At 62.4% G+C, this 16,343-nt stretch carries 22 protein-coding genes and 2 pseudogenes; 12 read left to right on the plus strand and 12 right to left on the minus strand.

All coding sequences use genetic code 11. The features are described 5' to 3' along the window. The 4 genes and pseudogenes from EGJ34_RS15100 to EGJ34_RS15110 all read right to left on the minus strand — a co-directional run. Positions 1-1,076: pseudogene (locus EGJ34_RS15100) on the minus strand (excinuclease ABC subunit A); the annotation flags it as partial. A 70-nt stretch (positions 1,077-1,146) separates the two neighbouring features. Next, positions 1,147-1,644, minus strand: a complete 498-nt coding sequence (locus EGJ34_RS15105) for a prolyl oligopeptidase family serine peptidase (RefSeq protein ID WP_125361283.1) — start codon at positions 1,642-1,644, stop codon at positions 1,147-1,149. 81 nt (positions 1,645-1,725) lie between these two features. Further along, complete coding sequence (locus EGJ34_RS22260) at positions 1,726-1,887, minus strand: hypothetical protein (RefSeq protein WP_185750194.1); 162 nt, start codon at positions 1,885-1,887, stop codon at positions 1,726-1,728. A gap of 59 nt (positions 1,888-1,946) precedes the next feature. Further along, positions 1,947-2,852: a manganese catalase family protein gene (locus tag EGJ34_RS15110; protein WP_125361284.1), complete on the minus strand. Its 906-nt coding sequence runs from the start codon at positions 2,850-2,852 to the stop codon at positions 1,947-1,949. A gap of 214 nt (positions 2,853-3,066) precedes the next feature. Between EGJ34_RS15110 and EGJ34_RS22265 the strand changes: the two genes are divergently transcribed. Further along, positions 3,067-3,234, plus strand: coding sequence for a hypothetical protein (locus EGJ34_RS22265; protein WP_185750195.1), 168 nt, complete (start codon positions 3,067-3,069; stop codon positions 3,232-3,234). A gap of 87 nt (positions 3,235-3,321) precedes the next feature. Here EGJ34_RS22265 and EGJ34_RS15115 read toward each other — a convergent pair whose 3' ends face one another. Further along, the gene (locus tag EGJ34_RS15115) at positions 3,322-3,498 is read right to left on the minus strand and encodes a DUF3606 domain-containing protein (protein WP_125361285.1); all 177 of its coding nucleotides are present in this window, start codon (positions 3,496-3,498) and stop codon (positions 3,322-3,324) included. A 75-nt stretch (positions 3,499-3,573) separates the two neighbouring features. Next, the gene (locus tag EGJ34_RS15120; protein WP_125361286.1) at positions 3,574-4,083 is read right to left on the minus strand and encodes a DUF892 family protein; all 510 of its coding nucleotides are present in this window, start codon (positions 4,081-4,083) and stop codon (positions 3,574-3,576) included. A 216-nt stretch (positions 4,084-4,299) separates the two neighbouring features. Here EGJ34_RS15120 and EGJ34_RS15125 point away from each other — a divergent pair, with 216 nt between their 5' ends. Beyond that, positions 4,300-5,847, plus strand: coding sequence for a PQQ-dependent sugar dehydrogenase (locus EGJ34_RS15125; protein ID WP_221740421.1), 1,548 nt, complete (start codon positions 4,300-4,302; stop codon positions 5,845-5,847). A gap of 15 nt (positions 5,848-5,862) precedes the next feature. Here the strand turns inward: EGJ34_RS15125 and EGJ34_RS15130 are convergent, their stop codons facing one another. The 3 genes from EGJ34_RS15130 to EGJ34_RS15140 form a co-directional block, all read right to left on the minus strand. After that, positions 5,863-6,315 carry a BLUF domain-containing protein gene (locus EGJ34_RS15130; RefSeq protein ID WP_125361288.1) on the minus strand — a complete coding sequence of 151 codons (453 nt, stop codon included), beginning with the start codon at positions 6,313-6,315 and terminating at the stop codon, positions 5,863-5,865. Positions 6,316-6,411: 96 nt separating this feature from the next. After that, positions 6,412-6,891 carry a YetF domain-containing protein gene (locus EGJ34_RS15135; RefSeq protein WP_125361289.1) on the minus strand — a complete coding sequence of 160 codons (480 nt, stop codon included), beginning with the start codon at positions 6,889-6,891 and terminating at the stop codon, positions 6,412-6,414. A 13-nt stretch (positions 6,892-6,904) separates the two neighbouring features. Beyond that, positions 6,905-8,068, minus strand: coding sequence for a zinc-dependent alcohol dehydrogenase (locus EGJ34_RS15140; RefSeq protein WP_125361290.1), 1,164 nt, complete (start codon positions 8,066-8,068; stop codon positions 6,905-6,907). A gap of 155 nt (positions 8,069-8,223) precedes the next feature. Between EGJ34_RS15140 and EGJ34_RS22270 the strand changes: the two genes are divergently transcribed. The 7 genes from EGJ34_RS22270 to EGJ34_RS15170 all read left to right on the plus strand — a co-directional run bounded on the left by EGJ34_RS22270 (position 8,224) and on the right by EGJ34_RS15170 (position 13,335). Further along, entirely contained in the window at positions 8,224-8,391 is a 168-nt protein-coding gene (locus tag EGJ34_RS22270; protein WP_185750196.1) for a hypothetical protein, read from the plus strand. 30 nt (positions 8,392-8,421) lie between these two features. After that, on the plus strand, positions 8,422-8,907 hold the full coding sequence (locus tag EGJ34_RS15145; RefSeq protein WP_125361291.1) for a DUF4126 domain-containing protein: 486 nt from the start codon (positions 8,422-8,424) through the stop codon (positions 8,905-8,907). A 108-nt stretch (positions 8,908-9,015) separates the two neighbouring features. Beyond that, the gene (locus EGJ34_RS15150; RefSeq protein WP_125361292.1) at positions 9,016-9,882 is read left to right on the plus strand and encodes an SDR family oxidoreductase; all 867 of its coding nucleotides are present in this window, start codon (positions 9,016-9,018) and stop codon (positions 9,880-9,882) included. Positions 9,883-9,889: 7 nt separating this feature from the next. After that, the gene (locus EGJ34_RS15155; protein WP_125361293.1) at positions 9,890-11,713 is read left to right on the plus strand and encodes a glycoside hydrolase family 15 protein; all 1,824 of its coding nucleotides are present in this window, start codon (positions 9,890-9,892) and stop codon (positions 11,711-11,713) included. Positions 11,714-11,858: 145 nt separating this feature from the next. Further along, positions 11,859-12,356 carry a ferritin-like domain-containing protein gene (locus EGJ34_RS15160; protein WP_125361294.1) on the plus strand — a complete coding sequence of 166 codons (498 nt, stop codon included), beginning with the start codon at positions 11,859-11,861 and terminating at the stop codon, positions 12,354-12,356. Between the two features lie 13 nt (positions 12,357-12,369). Next, on the plus strand, positions 12,370-12,924 hold the full coding sequence (locus EGJ34_RS15165) for a cysteine hydrolase (RefSeq protein WP_125361295.1): 555 nt from the start codon (positions 12,370-12,372) through the stop codon (positions 12,922-12,924). Positions 12,925-12,954: 30 nt separating this feature from the next. Continuing rightward, positions 12,955-13,335, plus strand: a complete 381-nt coding sequence (locus EGJ34_RS15170) for a response regulator (RefSeq protein ID WP_125361296.1) — start codon at positions 12,955-12,957, stop codon at positions 13,333-13,335. A gap of 107 nt (positions 13,336-13,442) precedes the next feature. On the opposite strand, the gene EGJ34_RS15175 is transcribed toward EGJ34_RS15170, so the two are convergent. Continuing rightward, the gene (locus EGJ34_RS15175; protein WP_125361297.1) at positions 13,443-13,916 is read right to left on the minus strand and encodes a hotdog fold domain-containing protein; all 474 of its coding nucleotides are present in this window, start codon (positions 13,914-13,916) and stop codon (positions 13,443-13,445) included. 304 nt (positions 13,917-14,220) lie between these two features. Between EGJ34_RS15175 and EGJ34_RS15180 the strand changes: the two genes are divergently transcribed. Both EGJ34_RS15180 and EGJ34_RS15185 read left to right on the plus strand, forming a co-directional pair. After that, complete coding sequence (locus EGJ34_RS15180; RefSeq protein ID WP_125361298.1) at positions 14,221-14,460, plus strand: ribbon-helix-helix domain-containing protein; 240 nt, start codon at positions 14,221-14,223, stop codon at positions 14,458-14,460. Beyond that, positions 14,460-14,867, plus strand: a pseudogene (locus EGJ34_RS15185) (putative toxin-antitoxin system toxin component, PIN family); the annotation flags it as partial. The gene EGJ34_RS15180 and the pseudogene EGJ34_RS15185, both read left to right, overlap by 1 nt. 170 nt (positions 14,868-15,037) lie before the next feature. Here the strand turns inward: EGJ34_RS15185 and EGJ34_RS15190 are convergent. Both EGJ34_RS15190 and EGJ34_RS15195 read right to left on the minus strand, forming a co-directional pair. Then, the gene (locus EGJ34_RS15190; RefSeq protein ID WP_125361300.1) at positions 15,038-15,361 is read right to left on the minus strand and encodes a hypothetical protein; all 324 of its coding nucleotides are present in this window, start codon (positions 15,359-15,361) and stop codon (positions 15,038-15,040) included. A 420-nt stretch (positions 15,362-15,781) separates the two neighbouring features. Beyond that, a complete protein-coding gene (locus EGJ34_RS15195) occupies positions 15,782-15,997 on the minus strand; it encodes a hypothetical protein (protein WP_125361301.1) in 216 nt (71 codons plus the stop codon). A 160-nt stretch (positions 15,998-16,157) separates the two neighbouring features. On the opposite strand from EGJ34_RS15195, the gene EGJ34_RS15200 reads away from it, so the two are divergent. Then, positions 16,158-16,343: AraC family transcriptional regulator (locus tag EGJ34_RS15200; RefSeq protein ID WP_148100509.1), on the plus strand; the 186-nt coding region annotated here is incomplete at its 3' end.

The following is a 16,343-nucleotide window of genomic DNA, read 5'->3' on the forward strand; positions in this document are numbered from 1 at the left end:
CTTGCCGCCCGCTGCGCACGGTCCTGACGCGTGGCGCGTCGTGCTGCACGCGCACCTTCGCGGTGCGCACTGAAATCACCCTGCGCGATGGGTTCGAGGAGTTCAGCCAGTTGATCCAGTGACAGCTGCATGAACTGGCCGATATCAACGCCCGCAAAGGTGACCGAAAGCGCCTCTGGCTTCAGTCGCTTTCCGCGACAGGCCGGGCACAGCTTGCCCTCCATGTAACGGGACACACGCTTTTTCATCAGCGCGCTTTGGCTGTTGGCAAAGGTGTGCAGCACATAGCGGCGCGCACCGGTATAGGTGCCCATGTAGCTGGGCTCCAGTTTCCGCTTGAGGGCGGCACGCGTCTCGGCGGGAGTGAATCCGGCGTAGACCGGCACGGTCGGTGTTTCCTCGGTGAACAGGATCCATTCCCTGTCCTTCTTTGGCAGCTTCTTCCACGGCACGTCGATGTCGTAGCCCAGCGTGACCAGGATGTCGCGCAGGTTCTGCCCATGCCACGCCGGCGGCCACGAGGCGATGGCGCGTTCGCGGATGCTCAGCGACGGATCCGGGACCATGAGGGCTTCGGTGACCTCGTACACGTACCCAAGCCCGTGGCAGGTGCTGCAGCTGCCCTGCGGTGTATTGGGTGAGAAGTCCTCGGCGTACAGCATGGGCTGGTTGGCCGGGTATGCCCCCGCACGCGAGTACATCATGCGCACCAGGCTAGACAGCGTGGTCACGCTGCCCACGGATGAGCGCGCATTGCTGGCACCGCGCTGCTGCTGCAGGGCGACGGCCGGCGGCAGGCCTTCAATCGCATCTACGTCCGGCACGCCTGCCTGGTCGATAAGGCGCCGGGCATAGGGAGCCACCGACTCGAAGTAACGCCGCTGCGCTTCCGCGAACACGGTGCCGAAGGCCAGCGATGATTTTCCGGAACCGGAAACTCCCGAGAACACCACCAGTGCGTTACGTGGAATGGATACGTCCACATCCTTGAGGTTGTGCTCGCGTGCGCCGCGAACCTCGATGCAACCGCTGGCCGCTGCAGTGGCTGACGCATCGGCAAAGGGTCTGTCAGGCATCAATCACCCCGTTTGACTGTGAGGAGCCGCCAGTGGTTTGGATTGTGGAGCATCCTTCTGACGCAGAACGTCAGTATAACGAGCATCGATCAACTCCGTCGAAAGCACCTCGAAAGAAATCGACTATCCGCCCGTGGTAATCCGCCCTGTGCGACGGCCGCCCGGTCGCCGCCATCGAGTGGGTTCCACCCGGGTAGATCACCAGTGTGGCGGGCTGGCAGCCCAGCCTCAGCAATCGGGTGAACAGCTGCTCGGCCTGCCCCAGCGGACAGCGCTGATCCTGGTCGCCGTTGAGCAGCAGTACCGGTCCGTAGGCGTTGGACACATACTCCATAGGGGACAAGGCGTCGTAGCGGGCGCGACACTCATCCGCGCTGCCGCCCATCGCAAAAGGTGTCACGTAATAGCCGGAGTCGGACGTCCCCGCATGCGATGCCATGTCCGCCACGGGTGCCGACACCATGGCTGCGCGGAATTCGGGGCCGTGACTGATGGCCCACGCACTGAGAAAGGCACCGTACGATTTGCGCACGCGAGGCGCAGATAACCAGCCGGTCACTGCCCGCATGACCGTGCATGGACAGAATCCTGGTGTGTTGGTAAAGATCCTCCGCAGCGACAGGCTTCATGGCAGGCCTCCGCAGGCAGGTTACCGCGCGTCGCGTTCGATGCGACGCTCGCGCTCTTCGCGCTCTTCCTGTTCGCGGCGCGCGCTTTCCTCGTCCTCTTGATGGCCGGTCAGGTCATCGTCGTCGCGGTGGTCCGGAGCCGGGGTCAGGTCCGGTATGAGGGATGGGGTGCGGTGCTGCATGGTCGTCTCCTCGAGAGCAGGACCGGACTACCGCGAACAGCAGCCCGGTTCAGTGAATATCAGGGTTCACGCGGCGCCACATCCACCGCCCCGGCACCGGGGCCGGCATTCAGCTCCGCGCCGGTTGCGGGGCGCGCCTCCGGGTCGGAGAGCGTGCGCAGGGTCATGGCTTCCACCGCCGTTTGTTCGCGCGTGCTGAGGCCCACCGAGCAGCTGCCGTCACCGCCGTCCAGGGCCGACTGCGCATCGCGGTCGGTGACGCGCTCCCACAGTTCGCCGCTGTTCCAACTGCCCTGCGGATCGTTGCCGTCGCCCTGCGACATGTCCATGTAGAGGTCGGTGAACGCGGGGTCCCCCGGGAGCTTGCCCGGCGGAAAATTGGGCTTGATGCTGTGCAACGCCTTCTCAAAAGACTTCAGGTGCGCCACTTCGCGCGTCATCAGAAACCGCAGGGCGTCCTTGATACCCGGGTCATCGGTGACGTTGATGAGCCGCTCATACACCAGTTTGGCGCGGGCCTCTGCCGCGATGTTGGATCGCAGGTCGGCCGTAGGATCGCCGATGGAGTCGATGTAGGCAGCGGTCCAGGGAACGCCACTGGAGTTCACCAGCGCCGGGCCACCGCCGTACAGGATCTGCTCGGTGTGGCTGGTACTGTTGCCACCCAGCTGACGCATGTCTTCGGCTTCCAGCATGCCCTCCGACTGCACGGCGCGAGGCCCTTGGTTCAGCATGGCAATGATGGTCCCGATGATTTCAAGGTGGCTGATTTCTTCGGTGGCGATATCCATCAGCAGATCCTTGCGGCCGGGATCAACCTCGCCAAGGCCCTGGGTGAAATAGCGCATGGCCGCGGCGAGTTCGCCTTGCGGGCCGCCAAACTGCTCGAGCATGAGGGTGGCGAGGGCTGGATCCGAACGCTCGACTCGGACGGTGTACATCAGCTTTTTGTGGTGAAAGAACATGGATTCTCCTGTGGCTGCCGTTTGGGTTGCTTGGGGGACATTCGTTCAACGCGCTGAGGGGCCAGACTGGACCTTGCAGGTTGAAATCGAGGTGCAGAAACCAGGTGCTGTTGCTCACGGCATCCGCACGTGTGTTGCACGCCGGCGTACACCGTCAGGGCGCAAGGTTGGATCACGGACGGGAATTGGTCCTGTCTACTTCGGAGACACCGACATGGCCCAGAACAACGACAACAACCGCAACCAGCAGAACCAGAACCAGCAGAATCAACAGGATCAGAACAACGATCAGAACCGCCAGAACCAGCAGAACCAGCAGAACCAGCAGGAGCGCCAGGATCAGCGCCAGCAGCGCGACCAGCAGAATCGCCAGCAGGAATGAGGGTCGGCGGTGAAGAAGAAGGGCGAGCCTGCGGGCTCGCCCTTGCTTTTGCGTGTTTTTTAGCCCAAACCGTTCGAATTGTCTTTCTTACTTGCCCAGGTGCTCACGAACGGCTGCGGCGGTCGGCCCCGCGGCCTTTACCGCTTCGCGCAGCCGCTCTGCGGAAACGCCCAGTGCTTTCGTCCAGTACTGGAGTTCATAGTCTTCATTGACATTGATCCGGTCCCGGTCAGGGCTGCCGCTCTTGCTCTTGTCGTCAGACATCGTCGTTTCCTCCACATGCTGAATTGGACAACGGCAGCGATCCACGACCGGTTCGTCGTGGATCGCCGCAATGCATCACTTCTTGGCTTCGACGCCTGGCGTTGCGTCGCGCACCATGAATTCTTCAGTAATCTCGGGAAGATGTGCGGCCAACCAGTCGGCCATCGCCTCTTCCTGCGCGAGGATCAGTTCACAGGCCCGCACCGTCTCCGCATCACCCGCCGTCTTGGCTGCTGCAATAAGGGCGGTGTAGGACGCAATTTCGAAGTGTTCGAAGACGTAACCGGCCATCGCGCCCTTGACGATCTCGTCCGAGGCGGTCATGCCACCCACTGCCTGCCCGAAAGCGGCCATCTTCCCCATCATGTCCTTGAGGGTGGAAGGCGATCCGCCCAGGCGCTTGATGCACCCTTCAAGCAGCTCGCGCTGACCAATGGTTTCCTGGATGTGCTCTTCGATGCGCGCTTTGAGTACCGGGTAGTGCTCGATGCGCGATGCCTGTCCTTTCAGCATGGTTTCGGCCTGCTGCTCCATCGCGTGCGCGTCGCGCAGCCAGTCCAGAAGATTCTCTTTCAGCTCTGCCATGTGGTGCTCCGGTGGTGGTTCGAGCCTCGACCGTAGCGCTCCGCGCATATGGACCGGGCGACGTCGCCGTGAAGAAATAGCGAATGCACGCTGCGTCAATAAAGGCAATGCGTCCCGCGACGGTTCGCATGCAGGACATTCGCGATCCCTTGATAGCCGCAGCAGGATGCTGGGCACCTCAGTCCCTACCAGGTCAAGATGATGACGCGTTCGTCCATGCTGCTGCTCCTGCTGGCCACGTCCACTGCTGCAGCCCAGCAGGGCGACGGCACCGATGTCCAGAGTGCTGTTCACACGTTCAAACCGGCCAAAGTGTCTGCCTCTCCGCAACGGATTCAAGCGTTGCAGGTGCCTGCAGGTTTCCAGATCCGCCCGTTGGCCGAGGGGCTGCAGAACCCGCGCATCATCGCGGTGGCTTCGGATGGAAAGATTTATGTCTCGCGTCGGGATCAGGGCGATGTCCTGCTGCTGGAGGACCAGAACGAGGACGGGACCCTGGACGCCGATCCCAGAACCGTCTTCACGCGACCGGGCGCGCACGGCTTGGCCATCGCCAACGGAATGCTCTACGTGGCGACGGTGAATGATGTCTATCGCGCGCCCATCCAGCCTGACGGCACGCTGGGCAAGGAAGAGCGCATCATCAACGACCTGCCGGACGGTGGCCAGCATCCCAACCGGACGCTGGCGTTCGGACCCGATGGGATGCTTTACATCAGTGTTGGTTCCTCATGCAACGCATGCAACGAGACCAACCCCGAACACGCCACGCTTCTGCGTGCCTCCCCGGACGGAAAGACACGAAGCATTTTCGCCAGTGGGCTGCGCAACACCATCGGTTTCGCGTGGGATCCGGCCACTGGCGAGCTTTGGGGCATGGATCACGGCATCGATTACCTCGGTAACGAACAGCAGCCAGAGGAGCTGAATCGCATCGCCAAGGGCAAGCAGTACGGGTGGCCGCATATCTGGGGCAAGGGCGGAGAAAATCCCCAGAGCACGCCGCCCGGTCAGATCAGCAAGAAGCAATGGGCCGCCATGAGCGAGCCCATGGTGCTGGGCTATACAGCGCACGCCGCCCCCATGCAGCTGGCCTTCTACTCTGGAGGCCAGTTTCCCCAGGAGTACCGTGGTGATGCCTTCGTCACCATGAGGGGGTCATGGAACCGGAAGCCTGCTTCAGGCTATGAAGTCGTGCGCATCCGGTTCCAGGATGGCAGGCCGGCGGACATTGAACCGTTTGTTTCCGGGTTTCTGGTCGATAACGGAAAGGCCCACATCGCGCGCCCGGTAGGCCTGGCGGTGACGAAGGGCGGTGCCCTGCTGGTAGGCGACGATGCCAACGGCGTCATCTACCGGGTGAGCTACGGCGAAGGCAGCACGTCGGGTGCTGCCCTCACGCAGGTGCCCGATGATGTGCTTCTCGCACAGGTAAGCGCCGGGTCCGGCGTGCCACTGGCGCTGCAGCGCCTCGGCAAGGTTGCCGGGCTCAGGCCCACCTCGCCTGCCTTTGTTACCGGGCAGCCGCTGCCGACGCGGTTCAGTGCGTACCACGACGACGTCTCGCCCCCGCTGGCCTGGGAGCCGGTGAAGAACGCCAGGTCGTATGTGTTGCTGATGGAAGACCCGGATGCCGCCAATGTAAAACCGTTCGTACACTGGGTGGCCTACAACATTCCCGCGCAGACGCAGGCGCTTGCCGAAGGACTGCCCACTGACCCGAAGCTGCTCAAACCTGCCGGCATGCTGCAGGGCAGGAAGTGACGGCCTCTCACCAACCTAGCCCGCGAGCAGGTGCGGTTCGACGACCGCACTTACGATATCCATTCCGGTGAGGCGGGACGTGGAGGATTCGCGCCGCACCTTGAATGCCGCCCAGTCGGCTGTAGCCAAGGCCCTGACCTGGCTGCAGTCGGCGTGCAGCCAGCGCATCGGCCAGAAAGGAAGCAACCGGCGGCCGACCAACCCCTGCTGCAGCTCGATCACATCATGATGGCTGCTGGCGGCCAGTACGCGACCATACGCGATGCCAAGGCCGTCTTCCGGGCCCTCCATGTACTGGAAGAACCTGGTCCCATCAAACAAAAGGACGCCCGTAACTCCCGCCTGACGGTTGAAGCGGGCAGCATCGTCCACCAACGCATCCAGCTTTCCAGAACCGATCCCAAGTGCATCATGCTCTGCGATTTCGCTGCACGCGGTACTTACGTACGCGACGGCACGGATCGGCATTTTCCTCACTCCTTGCTTGATATCTCCACCATACGCTGGTGATTCATCCGCGGTGTTACCACCGCGTGCACCTGATAACTCCTGCAATGAACGCGTTTACGGTGCGTCCTGCTTGAGGATGGTGATCTCGCCGGAGGTTTCAAGCACCGCCAGGGAAATCTGGTGGTGCCCTTTGCAGCCGGAGCTACGCATGGCAACGTCAAGATCTTCCGGTGAGACATTGCAACGGCGCAACTGGTCCCAGAACACCTTTCCTTCCCGCGCGAGCATCACCGGAGTGCCTTCGGTCAGGGCGTGGAGCTTTCTGCTGCGAGCGGTCGCAAAGCCCATGAGCCAGTTGAGCAGCAGCAACGTCGCCGCCAGGATGAGGCCGCCCAGCAGGGAGGTGTCCTCGCCGATCAGCGAATTCTGCACCGCTGTGCCCAACAGCACGATCACCAGCATGTCGAAGGGTGTGTGCTGACCGACGGAGCGCTTGCCGCTCATGCGGGTCAGCAGGAACACGACGAGATACACCGCCGTGGCGCGGATGATGAACTCAAACCAAGGCATTCCCAGATCGAACAGGTCTGACATGGTCGGGTCCCTCTCAAGGCGTGAGAATTACCTTGCGGCAATCCTCTTCTTTCCGGTCAAAAATCTCATAGCCACGCACTGCCTCTTCCAGCGGCAATCGATGGGTGATGATCACGCCGGGGTCCAGTGCCCCCTCGCCTATGTAGTCCAGCAGTTCAGGCATCAGCCCCTGGACGTGAGTCTGGCCCATCTTGAATGTGAGCCCTTTATCGAAGGCATCACCCAGCAGGAATCCGTGCAGGAAGCCCGCATACACACCTGGAATGCTCACCGTACCGCAGCGGCGCGTGGCGGCGATGCATTGACGGATGGCCACGCCACTGCTTCCCTCGACCTTGAGCGTGGTGAGCGCGGACTCCAGGGCGCTACCTTCGGCCTCAAACCCCACCGCTTCGATGGAGGCGTCCACGCCACGTCCATTGGTCTGGGTGACGATGTACTCCGCCGGGTCATCGATCTTGCTGAAGTCCACGGGCGTGACGCCGTAGGTCTGCGCGGCAAAGGCCAGCCGGTAAGGCAGGTGGTCCACCATGAAGATGGTCTCTGCCCCAAGCAGGCGGCAGCATGCCGCGCTCATCAGCCCCACCGGTCCTGCCCCGAAAATCGCTACGGTCGAACCTGGTTTGACACCGGCATTGATCGCAGCCTGGTAGCCGGTGGGCAGGATGTCCGAAAGGAACAGCACCTGCTCGTCGGGCAGCGCGTCGGGAACCCTCAGGGGTCCGACATTGGCCTTCGGAACCCGGACGTATTCAGCCTGGCCGCCGGATACCCCACCGTATAGATGGCTGTACCCGAACAGGGCCGCCGGCGGGCGGATGCCCTTTTGGTTCACCGCAGCACCTTTGCCGGTATTGGTGGTCTCGCACGCGGCATGCTCCGCCAGGCGGCAATGGAAACATTCACCGCAGGCAATCACGAACGGCACCACCACGCGGTCGCCGGGGCGAAGATCGGTAACCCCACTGCCGACCTCTTCAACGATGCCCATGAATTCGTGGCCCAGGACGTCACCGGTATGCAGGTCGGGAATCTTGCCGCGATACAGATGAAGATCGGAGCCACATATCGCAGTTGCTGTAACCCGCAGAATCAAGTCGTCCGGAGCGGCCAGGGTGGGATCGGGAACGGTGTCCACGCGGACATCTTTGCTGCCGTGGTAGGTCAGTGCGCGCATTGATAGGGCCTCGCTGTGGCGTTTCCCTAGGAATAGTCCTCTGCACGTCCGGTGACGGTGACCATCGTGTGGTCGATTTGTGCACTCCATCCACACCCCGCACTCATGGCAGGAAGCGCAGCATGCGATTCAAGCCCAGTACGCGGACCACAAACATGAACGAGAAACTTCCTTTTAATCCCACCGCGGATGTCGACGACCAGAAGAAAGCGCATACCCCGGACAAACTTCGAAACGACGAGGCGAAGTGGAAGGAAAAGGACATGCCGGATGCCGAGCACACCGCAGAACCCGATGACTACGAACGTCCGCCCAAGCCCTGAGGCACTGCCCTCGACTTTACGGAGAATGACATGGCTCTGATTCACTCGATCCTGATGGGTGCGGTTGCCGGCATGCGCGCCATGACACCGCTTGCGGCGGTCACCAATGCGGCGCGCAGCGGCAACCTCCCTGCCGACAATGGCGCGCCCCGTCTGCTGGGCAACAAGCTGGCCTCGGCTGCCATGCTGGCGCTGGCCGGAGGTGAACTGGCAGGCGACAAGATGAAGTCCGCGCCTGATCGCATCGTCCCGGCCGGAATGGTGGCACGCGTGGGCACCGGCGTGATTGCTGGCGCGGCACTGGCCCCCTACCACCAGCGCAAACTGGGTGCGGTGCTGGGTGCCGCCACGGCGGTGGGAATGGCCTACTTCACCTTCAACCTGCGCATGCGCGCCATTGCACGCTACGGGCAGACCAGCACCGGTGCAGTGGAAGATGCCATCGCGGTTGGCAGTGCCGCACTGATCACGCAATGGGCGTCACGTAGCGGGCACGCGGGCCGAGCCAGGCGATAGCACGGCCAAGCGCCACCGCTCTCTGCACGGTGCATCCACACCATCGGGCCGCAGTGTTTACCTGCGGCCGCGCAGACTGGATTCACTTTCACCACAGAGGCCCAGACGATGCCCGTTCCCAACTACCCGAAGCCGCCCTTCAAAGCCCAGCAGCAGTCCTTCCCGGGCAAGACCGACAAGATGGATCCACGCCCGGATCATGGCGAGAATAGTTATGTCGGCCACGGCTTGCTGAAGGGCAAAAAAACGCTGATTACCGGGGGTGACAGTGGCATCGGCGCAGCCGTGGCCATTGCTTATGCCCGAGAAGGCGCGGATGTGGCCATCGCCTTCCTCAAGGGAGAGGAGAACGACGCCAAGAACATTGCATCGCTGATCGAGGAAGCAGGCCAGAAGGCCGTGCTGTGCCCTTGTGACATCAGCGACGACGCCGAGGCGAAAGCCCTGATCGAGAAGGTGACCACCGAGCTGGGGGGGCTGGATATCCTGGTCAACAATGCCGCCTACCAGCGCTACTACGAGTCGTTCGACGACATCACCCTGGACGATTGGCGCAAGACGTTTGATACCAACGTGCATGCGGTGTTCAACCTGACCCGTCTCTGCGTTCCGCACCTGCAGGACGGCGGTTCGGTGATCAATACCGCCTCCGTCAACTCCAAGAAGCCGACGCCCAACATCCTGCCCTACTCCGCCACCAAGGGCGCAGTCGCCAACCTCACCATCGGCCTGGCCGGCCTGCTGGCGGAAAAGGGCATCCGGGTCAACGCGGTGCTGCCCGGCCCGATCTGGACCCCGTTCATTCCGGCGGGTATGGCAGCCGAGGAAGTGAAGGAGTTTGGCAGTCAGACCCCGTTCGGACGCCCGGGCCAGCCCGCAGAGCTCGCGTCGGCCTATGTGATGCTGGCCGCCGACAGCGCCAGCTATACCTCTGGGGCACTGCTCACGGTGTCCGGTGGCGCGGTCACGCTGTAAACCGGTGATGACGCCGCACCTGGAGGCCGCGCCAGCGGTACAGATCCTGCGCGACGAGGAGGGGTTTGCCCCCATCCATTCATATGCGGCTATTGGCGATGGGCGCTCCAGCGCGCTCATCGCCCTTGACGGCAGTATCGACTGGTGGTGCGCCCCCTGCATGGACGCGCCTCCGCTGCTGGACCGCCTGTTGGATGCGCCCGCCGGCGGCCGCTTCGTCCTGCAGGCGCGTGACCTGGACGCCGTTGAGCGGCACTACCGGCCCGGCAGCAACGTGCTGGAAACACGGGTGCGCACGGCCACCGGCACCGCACTGGTCACAGAATCCCTCAATAGCGGCCCCGCCGGCCGTCTGCCGTGGTCGGAGCTGGCCCGACGGGTTGAGGGATTGGAAGGTGTGGTCACCTTCGAGCTGGTCTACAAACCGGGCACGCGTGCCGGCACCTGCTCGCCATGGATGAGTGATACGCCCAACGGCTGCGTACATCACGCCGGCCCGGTGATGACCATGCTGCGCTATCCGGTGCACACGAAAATCACCCACTGCGACGATCGCGAGGTGCGTGGTCAGCTCACCCTGCGCGTGGGCGACCGGGAGGTGGTGGCGCTGCTGGCCTCCCAGGACGAGGTCCTGCCGGTGCCGCCTCTGGAGGAGATCGATACGCGCATCGACCGCTCGGACCGGGAATGGCACCAATGGGTGGACGACCTGCACTGCGCCGCCAGCCGTCGCGCCGAGGTGATCCGTTCTGCTCTGGCCTTGAAGTTCCTGTGGTTCTCGCCCACCGGTGCGATCGCTGCTGCAGTGAGCGCATCCCTGCCCGAGCGCATCGGCGGTGACAAGAACTGGGATTACCGGTTTGCCTGGGTACGCGATGCGGCGTATGTCATCAAAACCTTCCTGCGCGTGGGTGCCCTGCCCGACGCCAAGGCGGGCTTCAGCTGGCTCATGACCACCATCGGCAAACACAGGCCGGGTCTGGCCCCCTGCTTCACCCTCCGGGGCGAGCGCGTGGACGAGGAACGTTTCATCGACGTACCCGGCTACCGCAACAGCCAGCCGGTGCGCATCGGCAATACCGCTACCGATCAGCTGCAGACCTGCGTCTACGGTGACGTGCTGGAGATGGCCAGTCGCATGCTGGCGCGCGGGCACATCCTCGACCCCACCACCGCCCGGCTGCTGTTCGAGCTGGCCGACGAGTGCGCGGACAGCTGGATGCGCAAGGACAGCGGCTTCTGGGAGCTGGAAGATCTGCAGCACTACACCATGTCCAAGGTGGAATGCTGGATGGCGCTCCGCCGTGCCTGCGAACTGGCGGAGGCCGGTCACCTCACCACGGCGCGGCTACCCCGCTGGCAGAGGGAGCGGGATCGCATTCTCGAATGGATCGATACCCATTGCTGGGACGAGGCGCGCCAGACGTATGTGATGTACGCCGGCAGCGATCGCCTGGACGCCAGCCTGATGCTCGCGTCACGGTTCGGCTTGGCTGAAGCCAGGCGTGCGCGGTTCATATCGACACGTGAAGCCATCCGTCGCGAACTGTCTGACGACAGCGGTGATCTGTTGTGGCGTTACAGCGGCATGCGTGATTGCGAAGGCACCTTCATCAGCTGCGCGTTCTGGATGGTGGAAGCCTACGGACTGCTGGGGGACACGGAAGAAGCGGAGCGTCTGTTCAACAGCGTGCTCAAGCGCGTCCAGAACGATGTCGGCCTCATGCCCGAAATGTGGGATCCGTATACCAACCAGGGGCTGGGAAACACGCCCCAGGGCTTGAGTCACTTGGCGCTGGTGCACGCTGCATTCGCCGTGGATGGAGATTGAAACCTTCCGTGCTTCGATGAACGATTTATGTAAAAGCTGTGCGATCCCTCCAGCACCTGCTTTCGATTTTTCTTTCACTCAGTCTAGCCCGCCGCACCACGCTGGCCCCGCTAGGTTATCTACTCCTTTATACGGAGTGCCTGTCATGGCTATCAAGACCGCAGAAGACCTGTTCATCCACGAACTCTCGGACATCTACAGCGCGGAAAAGCAGCTGACCAAGGCCCTGCCCCGCCTGGCCCGTGCTTCCTCCAACCCGGATCTGGCCACTGCATTCGAAACCCATCTGGAAGAAACCCAGGGGCAGATTGAACGCATTGACCAGGTGGTGGAGATCCTCGGCATCCGCCTCAAGCGCATCAAGTGCGCCGCGATGGAGGGGCTGGTGGAAGAAGGCAAGGAAGTCATTGATTCCATCGAGGAAGGTCCGGTGCGCGACGCCGCGCTGATTGGCGGTGCGCAGAAGGTCGAGCATTACGAAATTGCCTCTTACGGCACCATTGCCGCGCTGGCCAAGCAGCTCGGCTACAAGGATGCGCTGCCGCTTCTGCTGGAGACGCTGGAGGAAGAAAAGGCCACCGACGAGAAGCTGACCCTTCTTGCCAAGAGCGGTGGCAACGCAAAGGCCGTACAGGCGGCTTGAGCCGGAAAGCATCATGGCGTCCAGAACCGCGCTGCTGATCATTGATGTGTTCAGCCTGTTCGACTTCCCGGAGGGTGACGAGCTGGCTCCTGCTGCGATTGATGCGGCCAAGGAGGCCGCACGCATCCGCCGGGAGTTCGACAAGCGCCAGCTGCCCGTGATCTACGCCAATGACAACTTCGGCGACTGGCAGCGGGATTTCCCGCAGCTGGTGCGGGACTGCCGCCACAATGGCGGCAGTTCTGCCGAGGTGGTAAAACATATTGGCCCCGGCGCTGGCCACTACTTCGTACTGAAGCCGAAACACTCGGCCTTCCTGGCCACCCCGCTCGCCATCCTGCTCGCCAAGCTCAACGTAAACCATCTGGTGCTTTGCGGCATGGCGCTGGATTCCTGTGTGCTTGCCACCGCATTGGACGCCAATTCGCGGGAGTACAGAACGGTGGTCGCCAAACAGGCCGTAGCCGCGCTGCCGGACCGGCGCGAAGCAGCACTGCAGGTGCTGGAGCGCTCGGGTGCGGCCAAGGTGATGGATACGCCGGAGCTGATCAAGGAATGCCTGGGCTGACAACAGCCCGAACACTCACGGACAAGAACCATGCAGAACAACCCTTCACCTACCCACCCTTCCGCCAGGATCCTGCTGGTGGAAGACGACCTTTATCTGGCGGGATTCCTGGAACAGGCGATCACCGACCTGGGCCACGATGTCACCCACGCCTACAGCGTTCCGGACGCGCTGGGGCAGCTTGAGACCGGAACTTTCGACATGGCGGTGCTGGATGTAGAACTGCGCGACGGCGTGGTGTTTCCAGTGGCCGACAAGCTCGCGGCGGCAAACACGCCTTACCTGTTTGCCTCGGCGGTATACGGCCAGCTGGTGCCTGTGCGCCACCAGCATGCTCGGTTTGTTGCCAAGCCATTTCATGTGGAGGAGTTGCAGTCGGCGGTGCAGGAGCTGTTGGTCACAGCGGCATGATGGCTGCGGATGATCGCCTGTCGTAGAGCCGGGCTTGCCCGGCTGCTATTCGCTCGCAGATCGTCAAAGCAGCCGGGCAAGCCCGGCTCTACGGGTGTTCGGCCAGTTCACCGCTTCCTGGGCGACACCCACATCGAGATGATGGCCTTGAATACGGGTTCTCCGCCGGAGTCGGTAACGGAAACCTCAACCGGGTACTCCCCTGCCACCGCCCAGTCGAACGCCGGGTTCATCGGCCGTGCGATCGCCGTCACGCTTGTGGTGGCCTTCTTGAGGTACTCCACGGTCATCCCGCGAGGAATCCACCGCACACTGCCCGGGATGGTCACCTCGGTCATCACCCCGCCCGCCAGTTCGGCGGCGTTGCACATGGCGATGGCGTGGACGGTGCCGATGTGATTGAGGACGGCGCGGCGCTTGCGGACGTGGACGACGCAATGGCCCGGGGCAAGCTCTTTGAATCTGGGGGCGATCGAGCGGAAATATGGGGCTTTGAAGCACAGGAGCTGGGAGAACAGCCAGCGGCCGGGAGCGGCGGCTGAGAGGCGGGTCCAGAGGTTCAGGGTGCTTTGGTTTGCCATGGGGCGTTGCGCCTGGTGTTTTCCATACCCGTGAGTATGGCAGGCTCTGGGCATGGCGAGAAGCAGCCGGGCAAGCCCGGCTCTACGGGGACATGCCTGGACGCGACCCGAGCCCCGGGCAGGTTTATGGGTCATTATGAAGAAAATCATAATTATGATTTCTCTCATAATCGTTCATAAGTTTTGATAATTCAGCGTCGACTCGTAACCTCACCCTGGCAAACGAGGCGCTAGCGACAGCCGCCATTGCCGGACTAGAAACGTGGGCGTATACACGCATATACACCTGTCTTCGGAAGTAACCATGAGTACCGTTCGTTGGAACGTTGCTGTTTCGGCCGACATCGACCAATCACTGCGCGTGTTCCTGGCCAGCCAAGGCGGCGGCCGGAAAGCCGATCTCTCATGGTTCATTGAGGAGGCGGTGCGCGCCTACATCTTTGACTTGAGCGCGGAACAAGCCAAAGCCGCCAATGCGCATTTGAGCGAGGCGGAAGTCGCCAAAGCTGTAGATGAGGCACTTGCTTGGGCACGTAATCGCTGATGCGGGTTGTGCTGGATAGCAACATCCTGTTGAGCGCCCTGATATCTTCCAAAGGCTCCCCGGATGTCATCTATCGCGCGTGGCGTGCCTCGCGCTTTGAGGTAGTCACGTCTCGAATGCAACTCGACGAGATCCGCAGGGCAAGCCGCTATCCGAAGTTTCAGGCTGCTCTCCAGCCTGCCAAGGTGGGTGCCATGATCAACTATCTAAGTCGGGCGGTTGTTCTGGAACGACTGAAAATTCTGGCGGAAGCTGATGATCCAGATGACGCCTTCCTCTTGGCCATGGCGGTCGAAGGGGACGCGGACTACCTGGTGACGGGAGATCACCGCGCTGGGATTCTGCAGTTGGGGAACATCGGCCGTGCGCGAATCGTCACGCCGACGCAGTTTCGCGAAGAGGTGTTGTTATTGCTGGCACGACCATCGCATGGGGCGGTCGTAGCAACCATTCAGGCACAGGGACGCGGCGAGTTTTTCAGCCACGCAGGGCGTGGCTCTACAGCTGACTTGATAGCTGCTGGGTGCCCTGGCATTGGGGCGGCGGCGCCACCGCCCCACGCATCGGCTCTCTAAGGTCAGCGGGCCGGAATCAGCATCCAGCGATCACCCGTACCCTGGAACCGCACAACCGCCTTGGAAAGTGCCTCTCTCGAAGGATTGCCCGCCAGGACAATCAGTTCCTCTCCAGTGCCCAGATACATCCGCCGCCCCGGCTCGACGCCGAGATCACGAATCCACAGCCCGCGCGTTTTCATGCACGGCACGGACGGGCAGCCGGGATAGGTCTCCTCCATGCCTTCATGGTGAAGTGCGTTGATCATCACGCTCTTCGGTGCGCGCCAGAAGCGCCGGCGGAAGGCTCGCTGCTCTTCGGTCAGGTTGGCCCAGTCGTTGTCCATCATGGTTCTCCTGTTGTGCTGCTCCCCCGCCAGGATGGCGAGGGAGCCGGGAGGTTCAGAACCGTGATGATCGATACGGTGCGACGTATTTCCGCGAGGGTGTTGTATTTCGTCACCCTCCCGACACAAGTCGTCCAACATGCAAATCGATCATCGGGTTCTGACACCCGAGGCACACCATGCGACAGATGTGAGGATAGCGGAATCAGGAAATTTTCAATCGCTGGATTCGCCCTCGCAGCGATCTGACGCAATCAATCCATTACGTCAGAACCGGGACGAAAACGCGCTATTCATGCGGACTTCGATCACAAAACTTCTTTCGCGTCGCAGCAAGCAACACAGCTTCCGGAAGGCAGGCACCCATGTCGCATTTGGCGCGAAGGGCGCTTGCAGAGCATTTGAGTGGTGCTGCACTGGTCAGCCCAGCATCAGCGTCACCCCATACACGCTGATCAGCACACCCGCCCCCAAGACCATCCAGGCCACGCCGTTGAACCGGCGGAACACCTTCGCCAGCCCGAAGGCCAGTGCAATGGCGGCGATGCCGAACCCCAGCCAGATCACGGCCGCAACATTGCTGGGCGAGTCCCAGAAGGACCCGGGTGCACCTACAGCGGCAAACAACAGACTCATGCCCATGGACGGATCCTCGAAGTGAACGACTGGATGAACACTAGGAAGTTGCCTGTCCGGGCCAAGTGAAGACGGTGGCAGGGCCGCAGCAAGATCCCGCAAACGCCCTTCCCGTCCCTGCGGTACGCTCCGAACCAGTCACGGACACGGAGCAGGCGTCATGGGTGCGGCACGCAAGGCCCTTTGGTACATCGAGAGCCACTTTGCCGAGAATCCCTCGCTGGCCCAGATAGCGGGGGCGGTCGAGCTATCCCCATTCCACCTGTCGCGGCTGTTCCAGGTGACCACGGGCACCTCGATGGCGCGGCATCTGCGCGGGCGCCGGCTGTCCGAGGCGGCCCGGACG

The sequence above is a fragment of the Stenotrophomonas sp. 278 genome (genome assembly GCF_003935715.1).
GTDB lineage: Bacteria > Pseudomonadota > Gammaproteobacteria > Xanthomonadales > Xanthomonadaceae > Stenotrophomonas > Stenotrophomonas maltophilia_AH.